We start from the raw sequence: 14391 nt of genomic DNA, 5'->3' as shown, positions 1-14391 counted from the left end.
TTAAGCCTGTGAAGGAACACTATCATAGGCTTAATCATCAACTAACCTCATCTAGGGTAAATCAAAAATCAGTGCAGTTGCTTGAGTGTCCGATGGATTAACTAAGGTCACCGTGGTCATGTCGGTGAGTTTAGCGCCATCACCTATTTTTAGCTGTTGATCTTCAATATTGAGCTCGCCAGCGACTTGATGAACATACACTTTACGGTCAGTCGCAATCTGATAGGTTATTTCAGATTTAGGCGCCAAAATCAGTTGTGACAATGTCGCATTTTGCTTGATTTGCAAGGTTCCGTTTTCACCCGTTGGCGTAGCAATCGTGGTTAGTCCTACTGCTTGACCAAAGTTTTTTTGTTGATATCCTGGTGTATTACCTAAAGCATTTGGCTGGATCCAAATTTGTAAAAACTTCAGTGGCTCTGTGGCGGATGCGTTGTACTCACTGTGAGTAATACCACTGCCAGCAGACATTAATTGGAACTCACCTGCAGGCAACACTTCAACATTGCCTTCACTGTCTTTATGGGCGATAGAGCCTTCAAGTACGTAGCTGATAATTTCCATGTCACGGTGGCCGTGAGTGGCAAATCCGGCACCAGGAGTGACACTGTCGTCATTGATCACTCGCAGTGCTGAAAAGCCCATGTGTTGTGGATCATAGTAGCTGCCAAATGAAAAACTGTGTTTGCTGTCTAACCAACCAAAGTTGGCTATTCCGCGCTCGCTTGCATGACGTAAGGTAATCATAATGTTGTTCCTATCGTTTAATGAATAAGTGATCAGTACGGAAAATTAAGACAGTTTGCTTACAATGGCTTTATCTAGCGCGACTTTGCCTGAACCTGATAGTGCAAGTGACACACTGGCAGCCAATAGTGCTAACGCAAATTCATAACCGTTGTTTGCCATAAATAAACCGTTGCTAATATGTACGCTAGCAATGGCGATAATCATGGTGAATGCTAATACAACCGCTGCTGGACGAGTCAATAAACCCAATAAGATGAACAGTCCGCCAACCAATTCAGCGCTACCGGCTAAGAAAGCCATTAACACGCCGGGCTCAATCCCAATCGATGCCATCCACTGTCCTGTACCTTCAAGGCCATAACCGCCAAACCAACCAAACAGTTTTTGGCCGCCATGAGCCATAAAAATAATCCCAACAGGTAAGCGTAATGCCAAAGTGCTAAAACCTGCAGTAGAGTTTGTGATGCGTTTAACGAGTGCTTTCATGGTATATATCCTCAATAAATTTAAACATTAATTGTTTCTAGTGAGCCTGTCTCACTGGTTGATAAGAAGTATATTGAGACTTGATTGAATAAAAAATCGGAATAAACTGACGTAAAGGTTCAAATTATTTGAATATGGAGAGTTGATGCAAAATCCGATTACTATTGACGCATTACGTGCCCTAGATGCGATTGAACGTAAGGGCAGCTTTGCTGCTGCAGCGGCATCGTTATATCGAGTACCGTCAGCGCTGACTTACACCATCAAAAAACTTGAAGATGATATGGGCACGGCGTTATTTGACCGCACAAAGCAAAAAGCACAACTGACGCCAGCAGGTAAAATTGTGTTAGAGCAAGGGCGGCAGATTTTGTTAGCAACCAATCGGTTGGTTGATTCTGTGCAGCAATTAGAGTCTGGTTGGGAAACTGAAATTCGGCTATCACGCGACACGGTCATCCCCCAGGGGACGTTGTTTCAATTAATTGAACAATTTAATCAGCTAGAACACTCGGTCGACATTAGTGTCGATGTTGAAGCCGTCGGTGGTGGTTGGGATGCATTGCACAGCCGACGCGCCGAGATTGTGATTGGTGCGTCTGGTGAGTTACCAAGAGGTGTATTTCAAACCCATAAAATAGGCGAAATTGAATTTGTATTTGCGGTAGCGCCACATCATCCATTGGCGTTTGTTGATGGCGTATTAGAAGCCGACAAACTAACTGACTATGCTTCGGTGGTGGTCGCCGATACATCACAACTTTTACCTACTCGCAGTAGTGGCCTTTTTAAAAGCAAACAAGTGATTAAAGTTAACACCATGGAAACCAAGATAGCAGCACAGTTACAAGGACTAGGTATTGGTTTTGTACCCAGACACATGGTGCAATGCTACTTTGATAGTGGTGAGTTGATTGAAAAAATGTGTTCAATTCCAAGACCGAATCAAAGTTTGTACATTGCTTGGCATAAAGACCATCAAGGCCGTGCATTTGACTGGTTTGTGGAGCATTTACCTAAAGCCGATTGGGGTTTATAACATCTGAATGTGAGCACAATGATAGCGACCAATGTGAGATCGCAGATACGAGCTCACATTGGTGCTTATCGATCCCATCGTGATGTTGAATATCAGCGTTGATGTCGTTGCTTAACTATTTTTTTAACTATTCTTTTAACTACTCGCTTGAATACTCACTTGAGCATTCTTGCTAGCGTTAGTTTTCTTGTCTAGTGAGCCACTGAAACGTGTTAATGCTAGGGCAATAACCACAATCACCGCACCAACCCAAGGTGTATGCATTAGGCCAGCGTTAGCCACAATCAGCCCGCCACCCCAAGACCCAAGTGCAATACCGATATTAAAAGCGGCAATATTTAATCCTGAAGCCACATCAACGGCGTCGGGTGTGTACTTCTGTGCAAGGGAAACTACGTAAACTTGTAGCCCAGGTACATTACCAAATGCAAATGCGCCCCAGACCAAAATGGTGATCACAGCGGCAATAGGGTTAACCGCAGTAAAGTTAAATATCACTAATATGGTCGCAAGACCGCTGAAAATAATACTTAACGCTTTAATTGGGCCCATTTTATCGGCCATTTTTCCGCCCCAAATATTACCAATAGCGACCGATACCCCGTACACCAACATGATTAAGCCAATAGATTGAGATTCAAAACCAGACACTTGCTCTAAAATGGGGGCTAAAAAAGTAAAGGCTGTGAATGTGCCGCCGTAACCTAATGCGGTAATGGCATAGACCAGTAATAACCGTGGTTGAGTGAGTACTTTTAATTGCGATGATAATTTTGCCGCGGGTGGCTGAGGTAAATTATTGGGAACCAACAAGCTACTGCCAATCAAGGCTACAAACCCAAGAATTGCGACAGTTAAAAAAGTGGCTTGCCAGCCAAAGGTCTGGCCAATATAGGTGCCCAAAGGGACGCCTGTCACTAAGGCGACGGTTAACCCCGTAAACATAATGGCAATCGCACTGGCGGCTTTTTCTTTGGGTACTAACCCAGTGGCAATGGTTGAGCCAATAGAGAAAAACACTCCGTGGGCTAACCCAGTGATAATGCGTGCAGCGATTAAGGTTTCGTAACCGGGCGCTTGCCAAGCCAATAGATTACCCGCAACAAATAAACTCATTACCGCCAGCAATACGTGTTTGCGATTCCATTTACCGGTTAATGCGGTGAGTACTGGTGCGCCAATGGCGACACCTAATGCGTAAAGACTGACCAATAAGCCAGCCGATGGTAATGATACGTTAAGGTCTTGTGCCATTGTGGGGATTAACCCCACAATGACAAATTCGGTGGTTCCAATAGCAAAGGCGCTAAGCGTCAATGCGAGTAAAGCTAACGGCATAATGTGTTCCTCTTAGGTTGTCGCTAGGATTTACCGTCGCGATAAATGTGTCAGTCAGTTGATGGGCGTCATTATTGATTAGATATATGTTGTTAAAAACAGTATGTTTAGCAAATGACTTTTGCTATAAATGCAATAAACAATGATGTTAGAGCGACTCTTTAGATCGACACAGCACAAGATGAGGTATGCATGCTTACGCGTTCAGATGATTTAGATATATTGCTGATGGTGGTCGACTGCGGCGGGTTTTCTGCAGCGGCCGATGCACTCAATATTCAGGTTGCACGAGTGTCACGCGCGGTAAGTAAAATAGAGCAACAGCTCGGGGTCACCATTCTCAATCGCACCACTCGGCGTGTTGAGTTAACCGATGAAGGCCGCCAATTTGTCGAATCTGTTCGGGGTGGATTACAACAATTACAACGCGCAGAAGATGAACTCGTACGTCGTGGTGAACTACCACAAGGACGTTTGCGTGTGGACGCGGCAAGTCCGTTTGTGTTTCATCAATTAGTGCCTTTGATGAAAGATTTTCGCGCCGCTTATCCAGACATTGAATTAGCATTGACCTCGAACGAGGGCTATGTCGATTTACTTGAAAAGCGTACCGATGTGGCCATTAGAATTGGTAAGTTGGCAGACTCAACCTTGCATGCTCGACCATTAGGAAAAAGTGCCTTACATATTGTTGCCTCCGCTGAGTATTTAGCGCGTAGAGGTGTGCCACAAAAAGTGTCTGATTTGACTTGCCACGAGTTACTTGGGTTTACCGAACCTAAAATATTGAATCACTGGCCGCTAAAAGGTTTCGATGTTATTACCCCTACCATCAGCACCAGCAATGGAGAAACTTTGCGTCAACTAGCACTGGCAGGTAATGGCATTGCGTGTCTTTCAGGTTTTATGATTAATGATGATCTCGTGGCGGGTCGGTTAGTGCCCATACTTCAGTCGGAGAAGTTTACTCACATAGAACGTGAACAAGTGAATGCGGTGTATTACAAATCGTCTATTGTTGCGCGACGTATTTCTGCATTTATTGAGTTTATTCAACCAAGATTAACCTTATAACTAAGGGCTCAATTTAACCGTGTGTAGATATTTGCAGTTTGAGCAAAACAGATTTGCTTGGTTGACGGTTTATTTCTGTTGTTAGTTGGCGCACAGTGTTGGTTCAGATACCGTTTTTAGGAAGACAATATGATCACTATTCCATTGTTAGGCACAGGTACCTTCAGACTTAAAGATCAACTGGCATTTGATTCAGTGTTAATGGCGCTACAGCAGGGGTCTCGCCACATTGATACCGCTCAGATTTACGCCAATGAGAAACAAGTTGGTGATGCAATTAAAGCATCGGGTATCGCAAGAGCTGATATTTTCCTCACCACTAAGGTGTGGACAGATCGCTTTGCCCACGACCAACTGATTCAAAGCGCGCATGACAGCTTGGCTTTATTGCAAACCGACTATGTGGATTTGTTACTGATACATTGGCCGTTACGCGATGATTCAGTACCTATGCGAGAGTATTTACTGGCATTAAAAGAGGTGCAAGATGCTGGTTTAGCGAAACACATTGGCGTGTCTAATTTCACTATGGCCCAGGTTACACAAGCGATTGAGATTTTAGGTACCGACGCAATATTCACTAATCAGGTTGAAGTACATCCATATTTGCAAAATAACCGACTGGTCGAATTTTGTCAGCAGCACAATATTATGGTGACGGGTTATATGCCATTTGCCTATGGTGCGGTATTAACCGACGACACTATTGTCGCGATTGCGAAGAAACACCAAATGACACCCGCCCAAGCGGTATTAGTGTGGATGCGCCAAAAAGGTTATGTCACTATTCCATCGTCAACTAAGCTGGTAAATGTTCAAGCTAATATTGCCTCATTAGCGTTATCGCTCCCGTCTGTAGACATGGCCGCAATTGATAAGTTAGACCGAAATCATCGTGTGGCGGCGCCTGACTTTAGCCCCGATTGGGATCAATAATTTATCAGCGAATGTGCCAATAGCTTAAGTGCCCACGCAGTTTGCACTCACCATTAGATTATTTATATATCAAGTATCCACGCCGACATGAGTGTTCATATTGGCGTTTTTTATTTTCAGGGTTATTGGCCACTTGACATAGGTGTAAGACATAGGTTTACAGTCGTTGCATATACTCAATAGATTTATTTATGTAGATCTTATTATTTAATACAGTCGTTACCCCAAGGAGTGATTATGCAAGTAAGTGAACTCGCAACGTTATTGGGTGTTACCACAGACACAATTCGTTTTTACACCCGAATCGGCCTGCTCGCACCAACAAAATCGCCTAGCAATGGTTATAAATACTATCGTGACAAAGAAGTGTCGCGGATGCGATTTATTATGAGTGCCAGAAACTTAGGTTTTTCGGTAGATGAAATTAAAGTGATTTTTTCCAAAACCGATCACGGTGAAAGTGCTTGTACCATGGTGAAGCAGCTTATTAGCCAAAAGTTGGCCGAAACTGAAATACTGTTTAATGAAACGTTAAAGCTACGTAATAAGCTGACTCAAGCCGTAAGTGAGTGGGAAAATCTGCCAGCATTGGCGCCTACAGGTGCCATGATTTGTCACTTGATTGAGGGATTTGATCCAAACCATGAAACCCCTTGTCAGGTTAGTGATAAGGAGTCTTTGTGATGAATACCCAAACAACAACACAATTATTGATAGAGGGTGCAGGTTGTGCCAGCTGTGTTGGCAAAATTGAGAAAGCCCTTAAAACAGTCGCGCAAGTAGAGCAGGCTGAAATGAACTTTGCTGATCGCAGTGTGATGGTCACCGGAGAGGTTGAAGTCGCTAGTTTGCTTGAGGCCGTTGAAAAAGCCGGTTATCACGCTATTTTGATTAACGATCAAGGTGGTGCAGATGCTATTGATGAGAAAGAACAGGCAGATGCAATATATTATAAAAGCCTAATAAAACACACTATTGTCGCATTGGCAGTGGGTATCCCACTGATGATTTATGGTTTGTTTATTGGTGACATGACCGTTACTAACCCAATACAACAGCTGGTTTGGGGAGCAATTGGTATACTGACCTTAGGGATAATGTTCTTCTCCGGCAAGCATTTTTATACTGGCGCATGGAAATCATTTACTCATCATAGTGCCAATATGGACACCTTAATTGCGCTCGGAACAGGCACTGCGTGGGTTTACTCTATGGTGGTGGTATTTGCACCAGATTTATTGCCAGAAATGGCGCGCCATGTCTATTTTGAAGCAACCGCGATGATCATTGGTTTAATCAATCTTGGACTCGCGTTAGAGGTCAAGGCGCGCGGTAAAACCTCGGCAGCGATTAAGCGCTTAATTGGTTTACAAGCTAAAACGGCTAGAGTGATCCGCAATGGTAAAGCGGTCGATATCGATATTGCCTTGGTGCAATTAAACGATAAAGTCAGTGTTCGACCAGGTGAAAAAATTCCCGTAGATGGTGTGGTCGTTGAGGGGAGTAGTTTTATTGATGAATCGATGTTGACGGGTGAACCTATTCCGGTTGAAAAAAGTGTTAATGATGATGTGGTCGCAGGTACATTAAACAAACTGGGATCACTTACTTTTACCGCCACACGAGTCGGTAAAGATACCGCTTTGGCGCACATTATTACTATGGTTAAACGGGCGCAGAACTCCAAACCGCCAATTGGTCGAATGGCAGATGTTATTTCGAGCTATTTTGTTCCTGCAATGATGATTATTGCCATTATCAGCGCCATGGTATGGCTTAATTTTGGGCCTGAACCCTCTGTGGGATACGCCATAGTGTCGGCGATGACAATTTTAATCATCGCTTGTCCGTGTGCGTTAGGGTTAGCAACACCCATGTCGGTGATGGTGGGTGTAGGTAAAGCCGCTGAATCTGGCGTGCTTATTCGTAATGGTGAAGCTCTGCAAACGGCATCGACTATTACCACCATGATTTTAGATAAAACCGGCACGATTACCGAAGGCGCGCCAAAAATCACCGATATCATCGTGGTCAATGGTCGCGAACAAGAACAAGTATTGCAACTGGCGGCAAGTATTGAGCAACATTCCGAGCATCCACTTGCACAGGCCGTTGTTCAAGCCGCAGCGGATAAGGGATTAACCTTATTCAATGTTGAAAATTTTACTGCTATTGCAGGATTTGGTGTCCAAGCTCAGTATCAATCGACTCAGTTATTATTTGGTAATGAAAAATTAATGCGCGAAAAAGGCATAGTCTTAAGCGATTATCAACAGCAAGCACAAGCGTTGGCAGCAGACGCCAAAACGCCAATGTATTTTGCTATCGACGGTGAACTCGCAGCAGTGATTGCCGTGGCTGACCCGATTAAAGCAGACTCTGTTGCCGCCATCGCAAGGCTTAAAAGCAGTGGCATTAAGGTCATTATGCTTACCGGAGATAACCACGCGACAGCCGCAGCTGTGGCTGCCAAAGTGGGTGTCGATGACTTTTTTGCCGACGTATTACCGCAAGATAAAGCCAATAAAGTGGCCGAATTACAAGCATTAGGTGAGGTGGTTGGCATGACTGGTGATGGCATTAATGATGCACCTGCGTTGGCGCTAGCCAATGTCGGCTTTGCTATTGGCACCGGAACCGACGTCGCGATTGAAAGTGCCGACATAACGCTAATGCGAGGATCGCTACACGGTTTGGCAGATGCCATCGCGGTGAGTAAGGCGACTTTAGGCAATATTAGACAAAACCTAGTCGGCGCGTTTATTTACAATATGGCGGGTATACCGCTTGCTGCTGGGGTGTTATTTCCGGTGTTTGGCGTATTACTTAACCCTGTGGTTGCTGGTGCTGCGATGGCATTTTCATCATTAACAGTAGTGAGCAACGCCAATCGTTTGCGCTTTTTTAGCCCTCAACAACACTAGGAGTGAATGATGCTATTAATTAATTTATTTTGTGTGGCATTAATTGCCATTATCGTTTGGTGGTTTTGGTTGTATAAACCCAAAGCGACCACTCATCAAGCAAGTAACGCTATTGTGGTTAAAGACGGGGTTTACTCCCCAGCAAGGATAACTGTGCCGGCCAATACCGCGACGCAATTAACCTTTTTACGCCAAGACAAAGCAGGGTGTTCGGCCAGTTTGTTATTTCCAGACTTAGACATTAGCGAAGAGCTACCACTGGATAAATCTGTGGTAATTTCGCTGCCAGCATTAGCCAAAGGTGAGTATCCGTTTCATTGCCAAATGCAGATGTATAAAGGGGTATTACTGGTTGAGTAAACCTAGATAGTAGCCATGCTAAGCAGGTATCACTCTCACCTTGATGCTTGTCGCTAGGCACATAAACTTTCAAAAAAGCCACACAATTACGTAAGTTAACATCTGTTTATTCAAGATGCTTACTTGCGTAATTGGTGATATTCTGAGGATTCATTTACAACTGATTTTTCGATGACATCATGATACGACGTTTAATGGATTACTTTCGCTTAGTGTTGTTTATTTGTGGTGTCTTGATTGGTATTCAAGTCCCTGCTTTTGTCGAACAATACGGCCAACGACTCGAAGCTCATCAGCTTGAAGCTAAACTCAGTTTGGCAGAATTTCAACGTGATGCAGACCGTTTTTTTGCTGGAGACATCAGTAAACTTATCCTTCACTATCAACAAAATAACGATCCGGTGTTTAGTGCCGGTGGTGAAAGTATTGAGTCAATATACCAACGTTATACATCACTCACCGAAGCGTTGAGTCGTTTTCATCAACACAGTTATAGTCCTTATCAGCAAATAGCATTAGCCCCACAAAAAGACATTCAAGCTGAGGTCTGGCAGGCTTATAGCCATGTGATTTTATTGAAACCAGAGGCGATTGCCATTGGGTTGCTGCTAGGGTTATTGATCTCGATATTGTGTGAATCAGTATTATCTATTTTGTATTTGGGTTGTCGTAGGGTATTTTCCCCAAGGTAACCTTTCTGTTTAACAAGGGTTAATAGCCTCTAATAATCAAGGAAATATTATGATCGCTACAGGACAATCTTTACCAAAAGCTACCTTAAGCCAACTGACAAAAGACGGCATGGTTAATCACGATGTTACTGAGCTTTTCGCCGGTAAAAAAGTGGTATTGTTTGCTGTACCAGGTGCATTTACACCAACCTGTTCAGAAGCTCATTTGCCAGGTTTTGTTGTACTTGCAGACGAGTTTAAAGCTAAAGGTGTTGACCTTATTGCTTGTGTTGCAGTTAATGATGCATTCGTAATGAAAGCATGGGGTGAAGCCCAAAATGCTTCTGAATTAATGATGCTAGCCGACGGTGATGCAAGCTTTGCTAAAGGGTTAGGCTTAGAAATGGATACCGCCGGTTTTGGTGGCGTTCGTTCACAGCGTTATGCGATGGTGATCGACAATGGCGTGGTGACTTTACTGAATGTTGAGGAAGGTAAGTCATTTGAAGTCAGCACTGCTGAAGCAGTAATGGCTGCACTGTAATCTATATTATGTCTCAGTAATAGAGACTTAACAGTACAGTAAAATGGGCGCCAATATGGCGCCCATTTTTATGATTAAAACAGCGATACCGCAAATTTGTCAGTATTGATTATCCGCGGATGCCTAAGTGTTGTTCAATATTATCGACACTGTTACTGACCTCAAGCGCAATCGTTTCACTTTGTTCAAACGCATCTTTAGCATGCAGCATTAGGCTATCCATCGCGATGACAAATTCATCAAGATGCCCCACCTGTTGCTTAGCATGTTCACTCCCTTGGCTCGCACTGCTCGCCATCTCTTGAGCTTGCTGTTGTACTTGCAACGCAACATCTAACAAACTCTGGGCTCGACCTTTCTGCTGTGCAGATGCTTCGCTGATGTCGTTTACGCTGTGGCTAAGTGCTGTGTTAGAGCGGGTTAGTTGCTCGAAAATAGCCATTATGTCTTTTAATGATTGTTGAGTCCGTTGCGATAAACTGCGCACTTCATCGGCTACCACCGCAAAACCACGACCTTGCTCACCTGCACGAGCGGCTTCAATGGCGGCATTTAAGGCCAATAAGTTGGTTTGGTCGGCGATATTACTAATAACATCTACAATTTTAGCCGCGTCGTTAACTGATGTACTGAGTTGGGTTAGTGAGTGGTTACATTGATTGACCTTGGTTAACGTATGATCGGTCGCATCTAACACCGCTTGGGCTTCTTTTTGGCTTGCTTGCATATCATGCATGGTTTGTTCTGCACTGGCAGTTACTAAACTAGACGACCGGTTTACTTCATTTGCAAGAGTAATTAAATCAGCGGTTTGTGATTGCGTTTGTTGTACCACATGTTGCGTTTGTTGCGTGCTAGTTGATAAGAAACCAATTTTGGCGACTAGCTCACTCAATGAGTTAGACACCTGTGCCATATTACTTTTTTGTTGTTCGTCATCTTGTTCAAATCGCTGTAAAAGGCGATTAAAGTGTGCCGCAATTTGGCCTGTTTCACATTGGCTGGTCACGGGTAATGGTTCACGTTGATTCGATTCGCTTAACATTGAAAAAGCATGATTTAAACGTTTAAGTGGGCTAACGACTCGACGTTGTTGTAATACTAAATAACCAATAGAAAACAATGCTATCAATGTCACCATGGTGTATAGCAGCCACTGTAAACGGATTTTAAGTTGTTCATCGGTTACGGCTTGCGTGTCGGCTAGTGTCACCAGTTGTTGTTCCACTAGGCTGGTGGCGTTTATTAGCGCTGCTTGTACCTGTTGATTATCGCTGAGCATTTGCTTGGTATTACTCACTTCTTTGCTATAGCGTTGGGTCAAACTGAGTAATTCTGCCCGTGGGGTTTCACCGGTTTCAATACGTTCCGGTTCGTCATCACCTAAGGCGAATTCATCCACTTCTTCGGTGCGATAAATACCCAGCAAAGATAGCTTCTCCAAATCGTCATGCCATGTGTTGAGGGCATTAATTGAAAAATTAAGACTATTACTGACTCCGGTATCTTGATCAATCAATAAGGCCTGAGTCTGCTGTGATAATTGATAAACTAAGCTGGGTAACTTAAGGCTAAGCGTAAGATATTGCTGCGCGGTATTTGAGTCATTTGGAGCTGATTGGGCATAGCGATGTAAACTACCGCTGTAATCGAGCATTTCTGATTCAGCAAAAGCCAGTAGTTGGCGTGGGTTACCGGCCAGTTTTCCTGCTGCACGGTATTTAGTGTCTAAGTCGCCAATTAATTGAGTCATTAAGGTGGTCAGTGAAGCACTATCAAGCTGCGGGTGAGCAGAATGTAACTGGGTAATATTGACGGTTATGCGGGTTATATCACTACGGGCTTGTTCGAGATAATTGCTTTGCCCTGTTTGTAAGTAGCTATCAATATTCCGGCGAACATCATATTGAAAGGTATGTTGAATATGTTGTAAATCGAGGTTTAATTTTTCACTCGTTTGTCGTTGTTGGTTACTCCATAACACAGTGGCAGCGAGCAATGCCGCAAGCACTAATAATAAGGCGGATGCACTAAGGGATAGGGTTGATATCTTCATAGGTAAATGAGTTCACATAAATGCCAATATGTGTATTTTATGGCACTAATGTTACAGTCTTTCGTGACTTCACTTTATCTATGAGTTGAGTCATGTGGGTGGTGAAATATGGCCGTTGTTAGTTGTAGAGGTTTTTGTCGATTAACGGCAGCCACACTTGCGCTTTTAAGCCACCTTGAGGGCGATTAGACAGTTTAACTTTGCCGTGATGACGGTCGATAATGCGTTTAATAATCGCCAGTCCTAGGCCTGAACCAACACTGCCACGTGCGGTATCGCCTTGAGTAAAGGGTTGAAAGAGCTGTTCAACTTGGTCTTCATTAATACCAGGGCCATTGTCTTCTACACTAAAGCACAAGTATTGACCTTGATTATATGAGCTGATTTTTATCCACCCGTTACCATAGCGGAATGCGTTTTCGACTAAGTTACTTAATACGCGTTTTATCGCCACACTATTGATGGCTATTTCGGGACAGTCAGCCAGAGATAACTCAATGGTGCCTTCGCGGTGTGACTCTTGTTGGCTGATTTCTTGGATCAAACGATTAATTTGGTCGGGTTCACGTATGCCTTCTTGGTCGTTACGAATATAAGCAATAAATTGGTTAATAATCGCATCCATGTCTTCAATATCAGTGACAATGCCTTCTTTCAAATATTGGTCGTCTTCTACCATCATTTCTGACGCTAAGCGTATGCGAGTCAATGGCGTGCGTAGATCATGTGAAATCCCTGCCATTAGCAAGGCGCGGTCTTGCTCAAGCTGCTTCATGCTATTGGCCATTTGGTTAAAGGCATGAGTAACTTCAACAATTTCGGTTGAACCAATCAATGGTAACGTCGGAGGGAAATCGCCTTTAGACACGGTTACTGCCGCTTTTTGTAAGCGTTTAAGCGGACGATTTTGTCTGCGGGCAAACAGCCAGCCACCGGCGACACTGAGCCCGCCAATCACCAGTAAATATAATGTTAGTGGAGACAGGTCTGATTCATTAATGCCTGTGAGCGGCACTTTAATCCATAAAGAAGGGGCTTGTGGCGGTTTAATCCACACATCGAGCTTTTCACCTTGCGAAAAACGCACTTCAGCTTCGCCGCCAAGATAAACCGACATTTGTTCTGACAAGAAACTGTAATAAGTGGCTTGGCCGAGTCCGGCTTCTTGCGCTTGTTTTTGGTTATAAACGGTCATGCCATCGTCACGCACTTTGGCGTTTAAGGCATCCACCATGGTGAGATGTTCACGACCAACATCAACCCCATCAACAAATAGTATATTGATTTGGCGGGCAATCAGTTGGTTAATTTGCTCGTAACTGGGCTTGATAAAGTAAACGGCGACAGACCAATATGACACTAATTGATTGATCAACAGTAAGCTGCCAATCAACAATACGGTTTGACTAAAAGCGCTTCTGGGCAAGAAGCGTTGCCACCATTTTAACTTGAGTTTCATGGATTACTTACGCGTGGTGCCGTCGGGTACAAATACATAACCTAAACCCCAAACCGTTTGAATATAACGTGGGTTAGCGGCATCTTTTTCAATTAAACGGCGTAGACGTGACACCTGAACATCGATTGAACGCTCAAGGGCAGAGTAGTCACGGCCACGGGCAAGGTTCATTAATTTGTCACGTGATAGTGGCTCTCGAGGATGGTTTACCAGCACTTTAAGTACCGCAAATTCACCGCTTGTCAGGGCAATACTCTCATCGCCATGAAACATTTCACGAGTGGCTAAATTTAGCGAAAACTCGCCAAACTCAATCATTTCTTCTTGCTGAGCTGGTGCGCCAGGTACTTCAACAATTTGACGACGCATAACCGCTTTAATACGTGCTAATAATTCACGTGGATTAAACGGTTTAGGTAAATAGTCATCAGCGCCTAGCTCTAGGCCAATAATACGATCAACTTCATCGCCTTTAGCGGTTAGCATCACAATCGGGATAGGGTTCTCTTGCTGACGTAAACGGCGACAAATCGACAAACCATCTTCACCGGGTAGCATGAGGTCGAGCACCAGTAGATGAAAGTTTTCGCGCTCTAGTAATCTATCCATTTGTTCAGCATTGGCAGCGCTGCGAACTTGGAAGCCTTGCTCAATTAAGTAACGTTCTAATAACGAACGTAATCTCATGTCGTCATCGACAACGAGAATCTTAGAGGTTTCTTGGCCCATGACATATCCTTTTAACGCTAAATTG

At 43.9% G+C, this 14391-nt stretch carries 14 protein-coding genes; 8 read left to right on the top strand and 6 right to left on the bottom strand.

Annotated features, from left to right (window positions below; genetic code table 11):
- Window positions 1-51: 51 nt before the first annotated feature.
- Together AAEY99_RS01375 and AAEY99_RS01370 are read right to left on the bottom strand one after the other, a co-directional pair.
- The gene (locus tag AAEY99_RS01375; RefSeq protein WP_162022041.1) at window positions 52-747 is read right to left on the bottom strand and encodes a pirin family protein; all 696 of its coding nucleotides are present in this window, start codon (window positions 745-747) and stop codon (window positions 52-54) included.
- A gap of 45 nt (window positions 748-792) precedes the next feature.
- Window positions 793-1236 (bottom strand): DoxX family protein, encoded by a 444-nt coding sequence (locus AAEY99_RS01370; RefSeq protein WP_101084834.1) that lies wholly within the window; start codon window positions 1234-1236, stop codon window positions 793-795.
- A 145-nt stretch (window positions 1237-1381) separates the two neighbouring features.
- On the opposite strand from AAEY99_RS01370, the gene AAEY99_RS01365 reads away from it, so the two are divergent.
- Window positions 1382-2275 carry a LysR family transcriptional regulator gene (locus AAEY99_RS01365; RefSeq protein ID WP_351008675.1) on the top strand — a complete coding sequence of 298 codons (894 nt, stop codon included), beginning with the start codon at window positions 1382-1384 and terminating at the stop codon, window positions 2273-2275.
- Between the two features lie 135 nt (window positions 2276-2410).
- On the opposite strand, the gene AAEY99_RS01360 is transcribed toward AAEY99_RS01365, so the two are convergent.
- A complete protein-coding gene (locus AAEY99_RS01360; RefSeq protein WP_192113984.1) occupies window positions 2411-3613 on the bottom strand; it encodes an MFS transporter in 1203 nt (400 codons plus the stop codon).
- A 192-nt stretch (window positions 3614-3805) separates the two neighbouring features.
- Between AAEY99_RS01360 and AAEY99_RS01355 the strand changes: the two genes are divergently transcribed.
- The 7 genes from AAEY99_RS01355 to AAEY99_RS01325 all read left to right on the top strand — a co-directional run bounded on the left by AAEY99_RS01355 (window position 3806) and on the right by AAEY99_RS01325 (window position 10122).
- Window positions 3806-4687: a LysR family transcriptional regulator gene (locus tag AAEY99_RS01355; protein ID WP_351008674.1), complete on the top strand. Its 882-nt coding sequence runs from the start codon at window positions 3806-3808 to the stop codon at window positions 4685-4687.
- A 129-nt stretch (window positions 4688-4816) separates the two neighbouring features.
- Entirely contained in the window at window positions 4817-5623 is an 807-nt protein-coding gene (dkgB, locus tag AAEY99_RS01350; protein ID WP_351008671.1) for a 2,5-didehydrogluconate reductase DkgB, read from the top strand.
- A gap of 237 nt (window positions 5624-5860) precedes the next feature.
- The gene (locus tag AAEY99_RS01345) at window positions 5861-6307 is read left to right on the top strand and encodes a MerR family transcriptional regulator (RefSeq protein ID WP_101084838.1); all 447 of its coding nucleotides are present in this window, start codon (window positions 5861-5863) and stop codon (window positions 6305-6307) included.
- Complete coding sequence (locus AAEY99_RS01340) at window positions 6307-8547, top strand: heavy metal translocating P-type ATPase (protein ID WP_101084839.1); 2241 nt, start codon at window positions 6307-6309, stop codon at window positions 8545-8547. The genes AAEY99_RS01345 and AAEY99_RS01340 overlap by 1 nt, the downstream gene beginning before the upstream one ends.
- Before the next feature lie 9 nt (window positions 8548-8556).
- Window positions 8557-8907, top strand: a complete 351-nt coding sequence (locus tag AAEY99_RS01335) for a cupredoxin domain-containing protein (RefSeq protein WP_162024249.1) — start codon at window positions 8557-8559, stop codon at window positions 8905-8907.
- Window positions 8908-9101: 194 nt separating this feature from the next.
- Window positions 9102-9599: a DUF2937 family protein gene (locus AAEY99_RS01330; protein ID WP_242445071.1), complete on the top strand. Its 498-nt coding sequence runs from the start codon at window positions 9102-9104 to the stop codon at window positions 9597-9599.
- A gap of 49 nt (window positions 9600-9648) precedes the next feature.
- Window positions 9649-10122, top strand: coding sequence for a peroxiredoxin (locus tag AAEY99_RS01325; protein WP_162022045.1), 474 nt, complete (start codon window positions 9649-9651; stop codon window positions 10120-10122).
- A gap of 109 nt (window positions 10123-10231) precedes the next feature.
- Here the strand turns inward: AAEY99_RS01325 and AAEY99_RS01320 are convergent, their stop codons facing one another.
- The 3 genes from AAEY99_RS01320 to ompR form a co-directional block, all read right to left on the bottom strand.
- On the bottom strand, window positions 10232-12178 hold the full coding sequence (locus AAEY99_RS01320) for a methyl-accepting chemotaxis protein (protein WP_351008666.1): 1947 nt from the start codon (window positions 12176-12178) through the stop codon (window positions 10232-10234).
- Window positions 12179-12296: 118 nt separating this feature from the next.
- Window positions 12297-13637, bottom strand: coding sequence for a two-component system sensor histidine kinase EnvZ (envZ, locus tag AAEY99_RS01315; RefSeq protein WP_101084844.1), 1341 nt, complete (start codon window positions 13635-13637; stop codon window positions 12297-12299).
- Window positions 13638-13640: 3 nt separating this feature from the next.
- Window positions 13641-14366, bottom strand: a complete 726-nt coding sequence (gene ompR, locus AAEY99_RS01310) for an osmolarity response regulator transcription factor OmpR (RefSeq protein WP_101084845.1) — start codon at window positions 14364-14366, stop codon at window positions 13641-13643.
- Between the last annotated feature and the right edge of the window lie 25 nt (window positions 14367-14391).

Origin of the sequence: Shewanella sp. S1-58-MNA-CIBAN-0166 (genome assembly GCF_040310085.1) — a bacterium.
Taxonomy (GTDB): Bacteria; Pseudomonadota; Gammaproteobacteria; order Enterobacterales; family Shewanellaceae; genus Shewanella.
The sequence above is the reverse complement of the archived record's forward strand: the minus strand, read 5'-3'. Positions and strand labels throughout refer to the sequence as shown.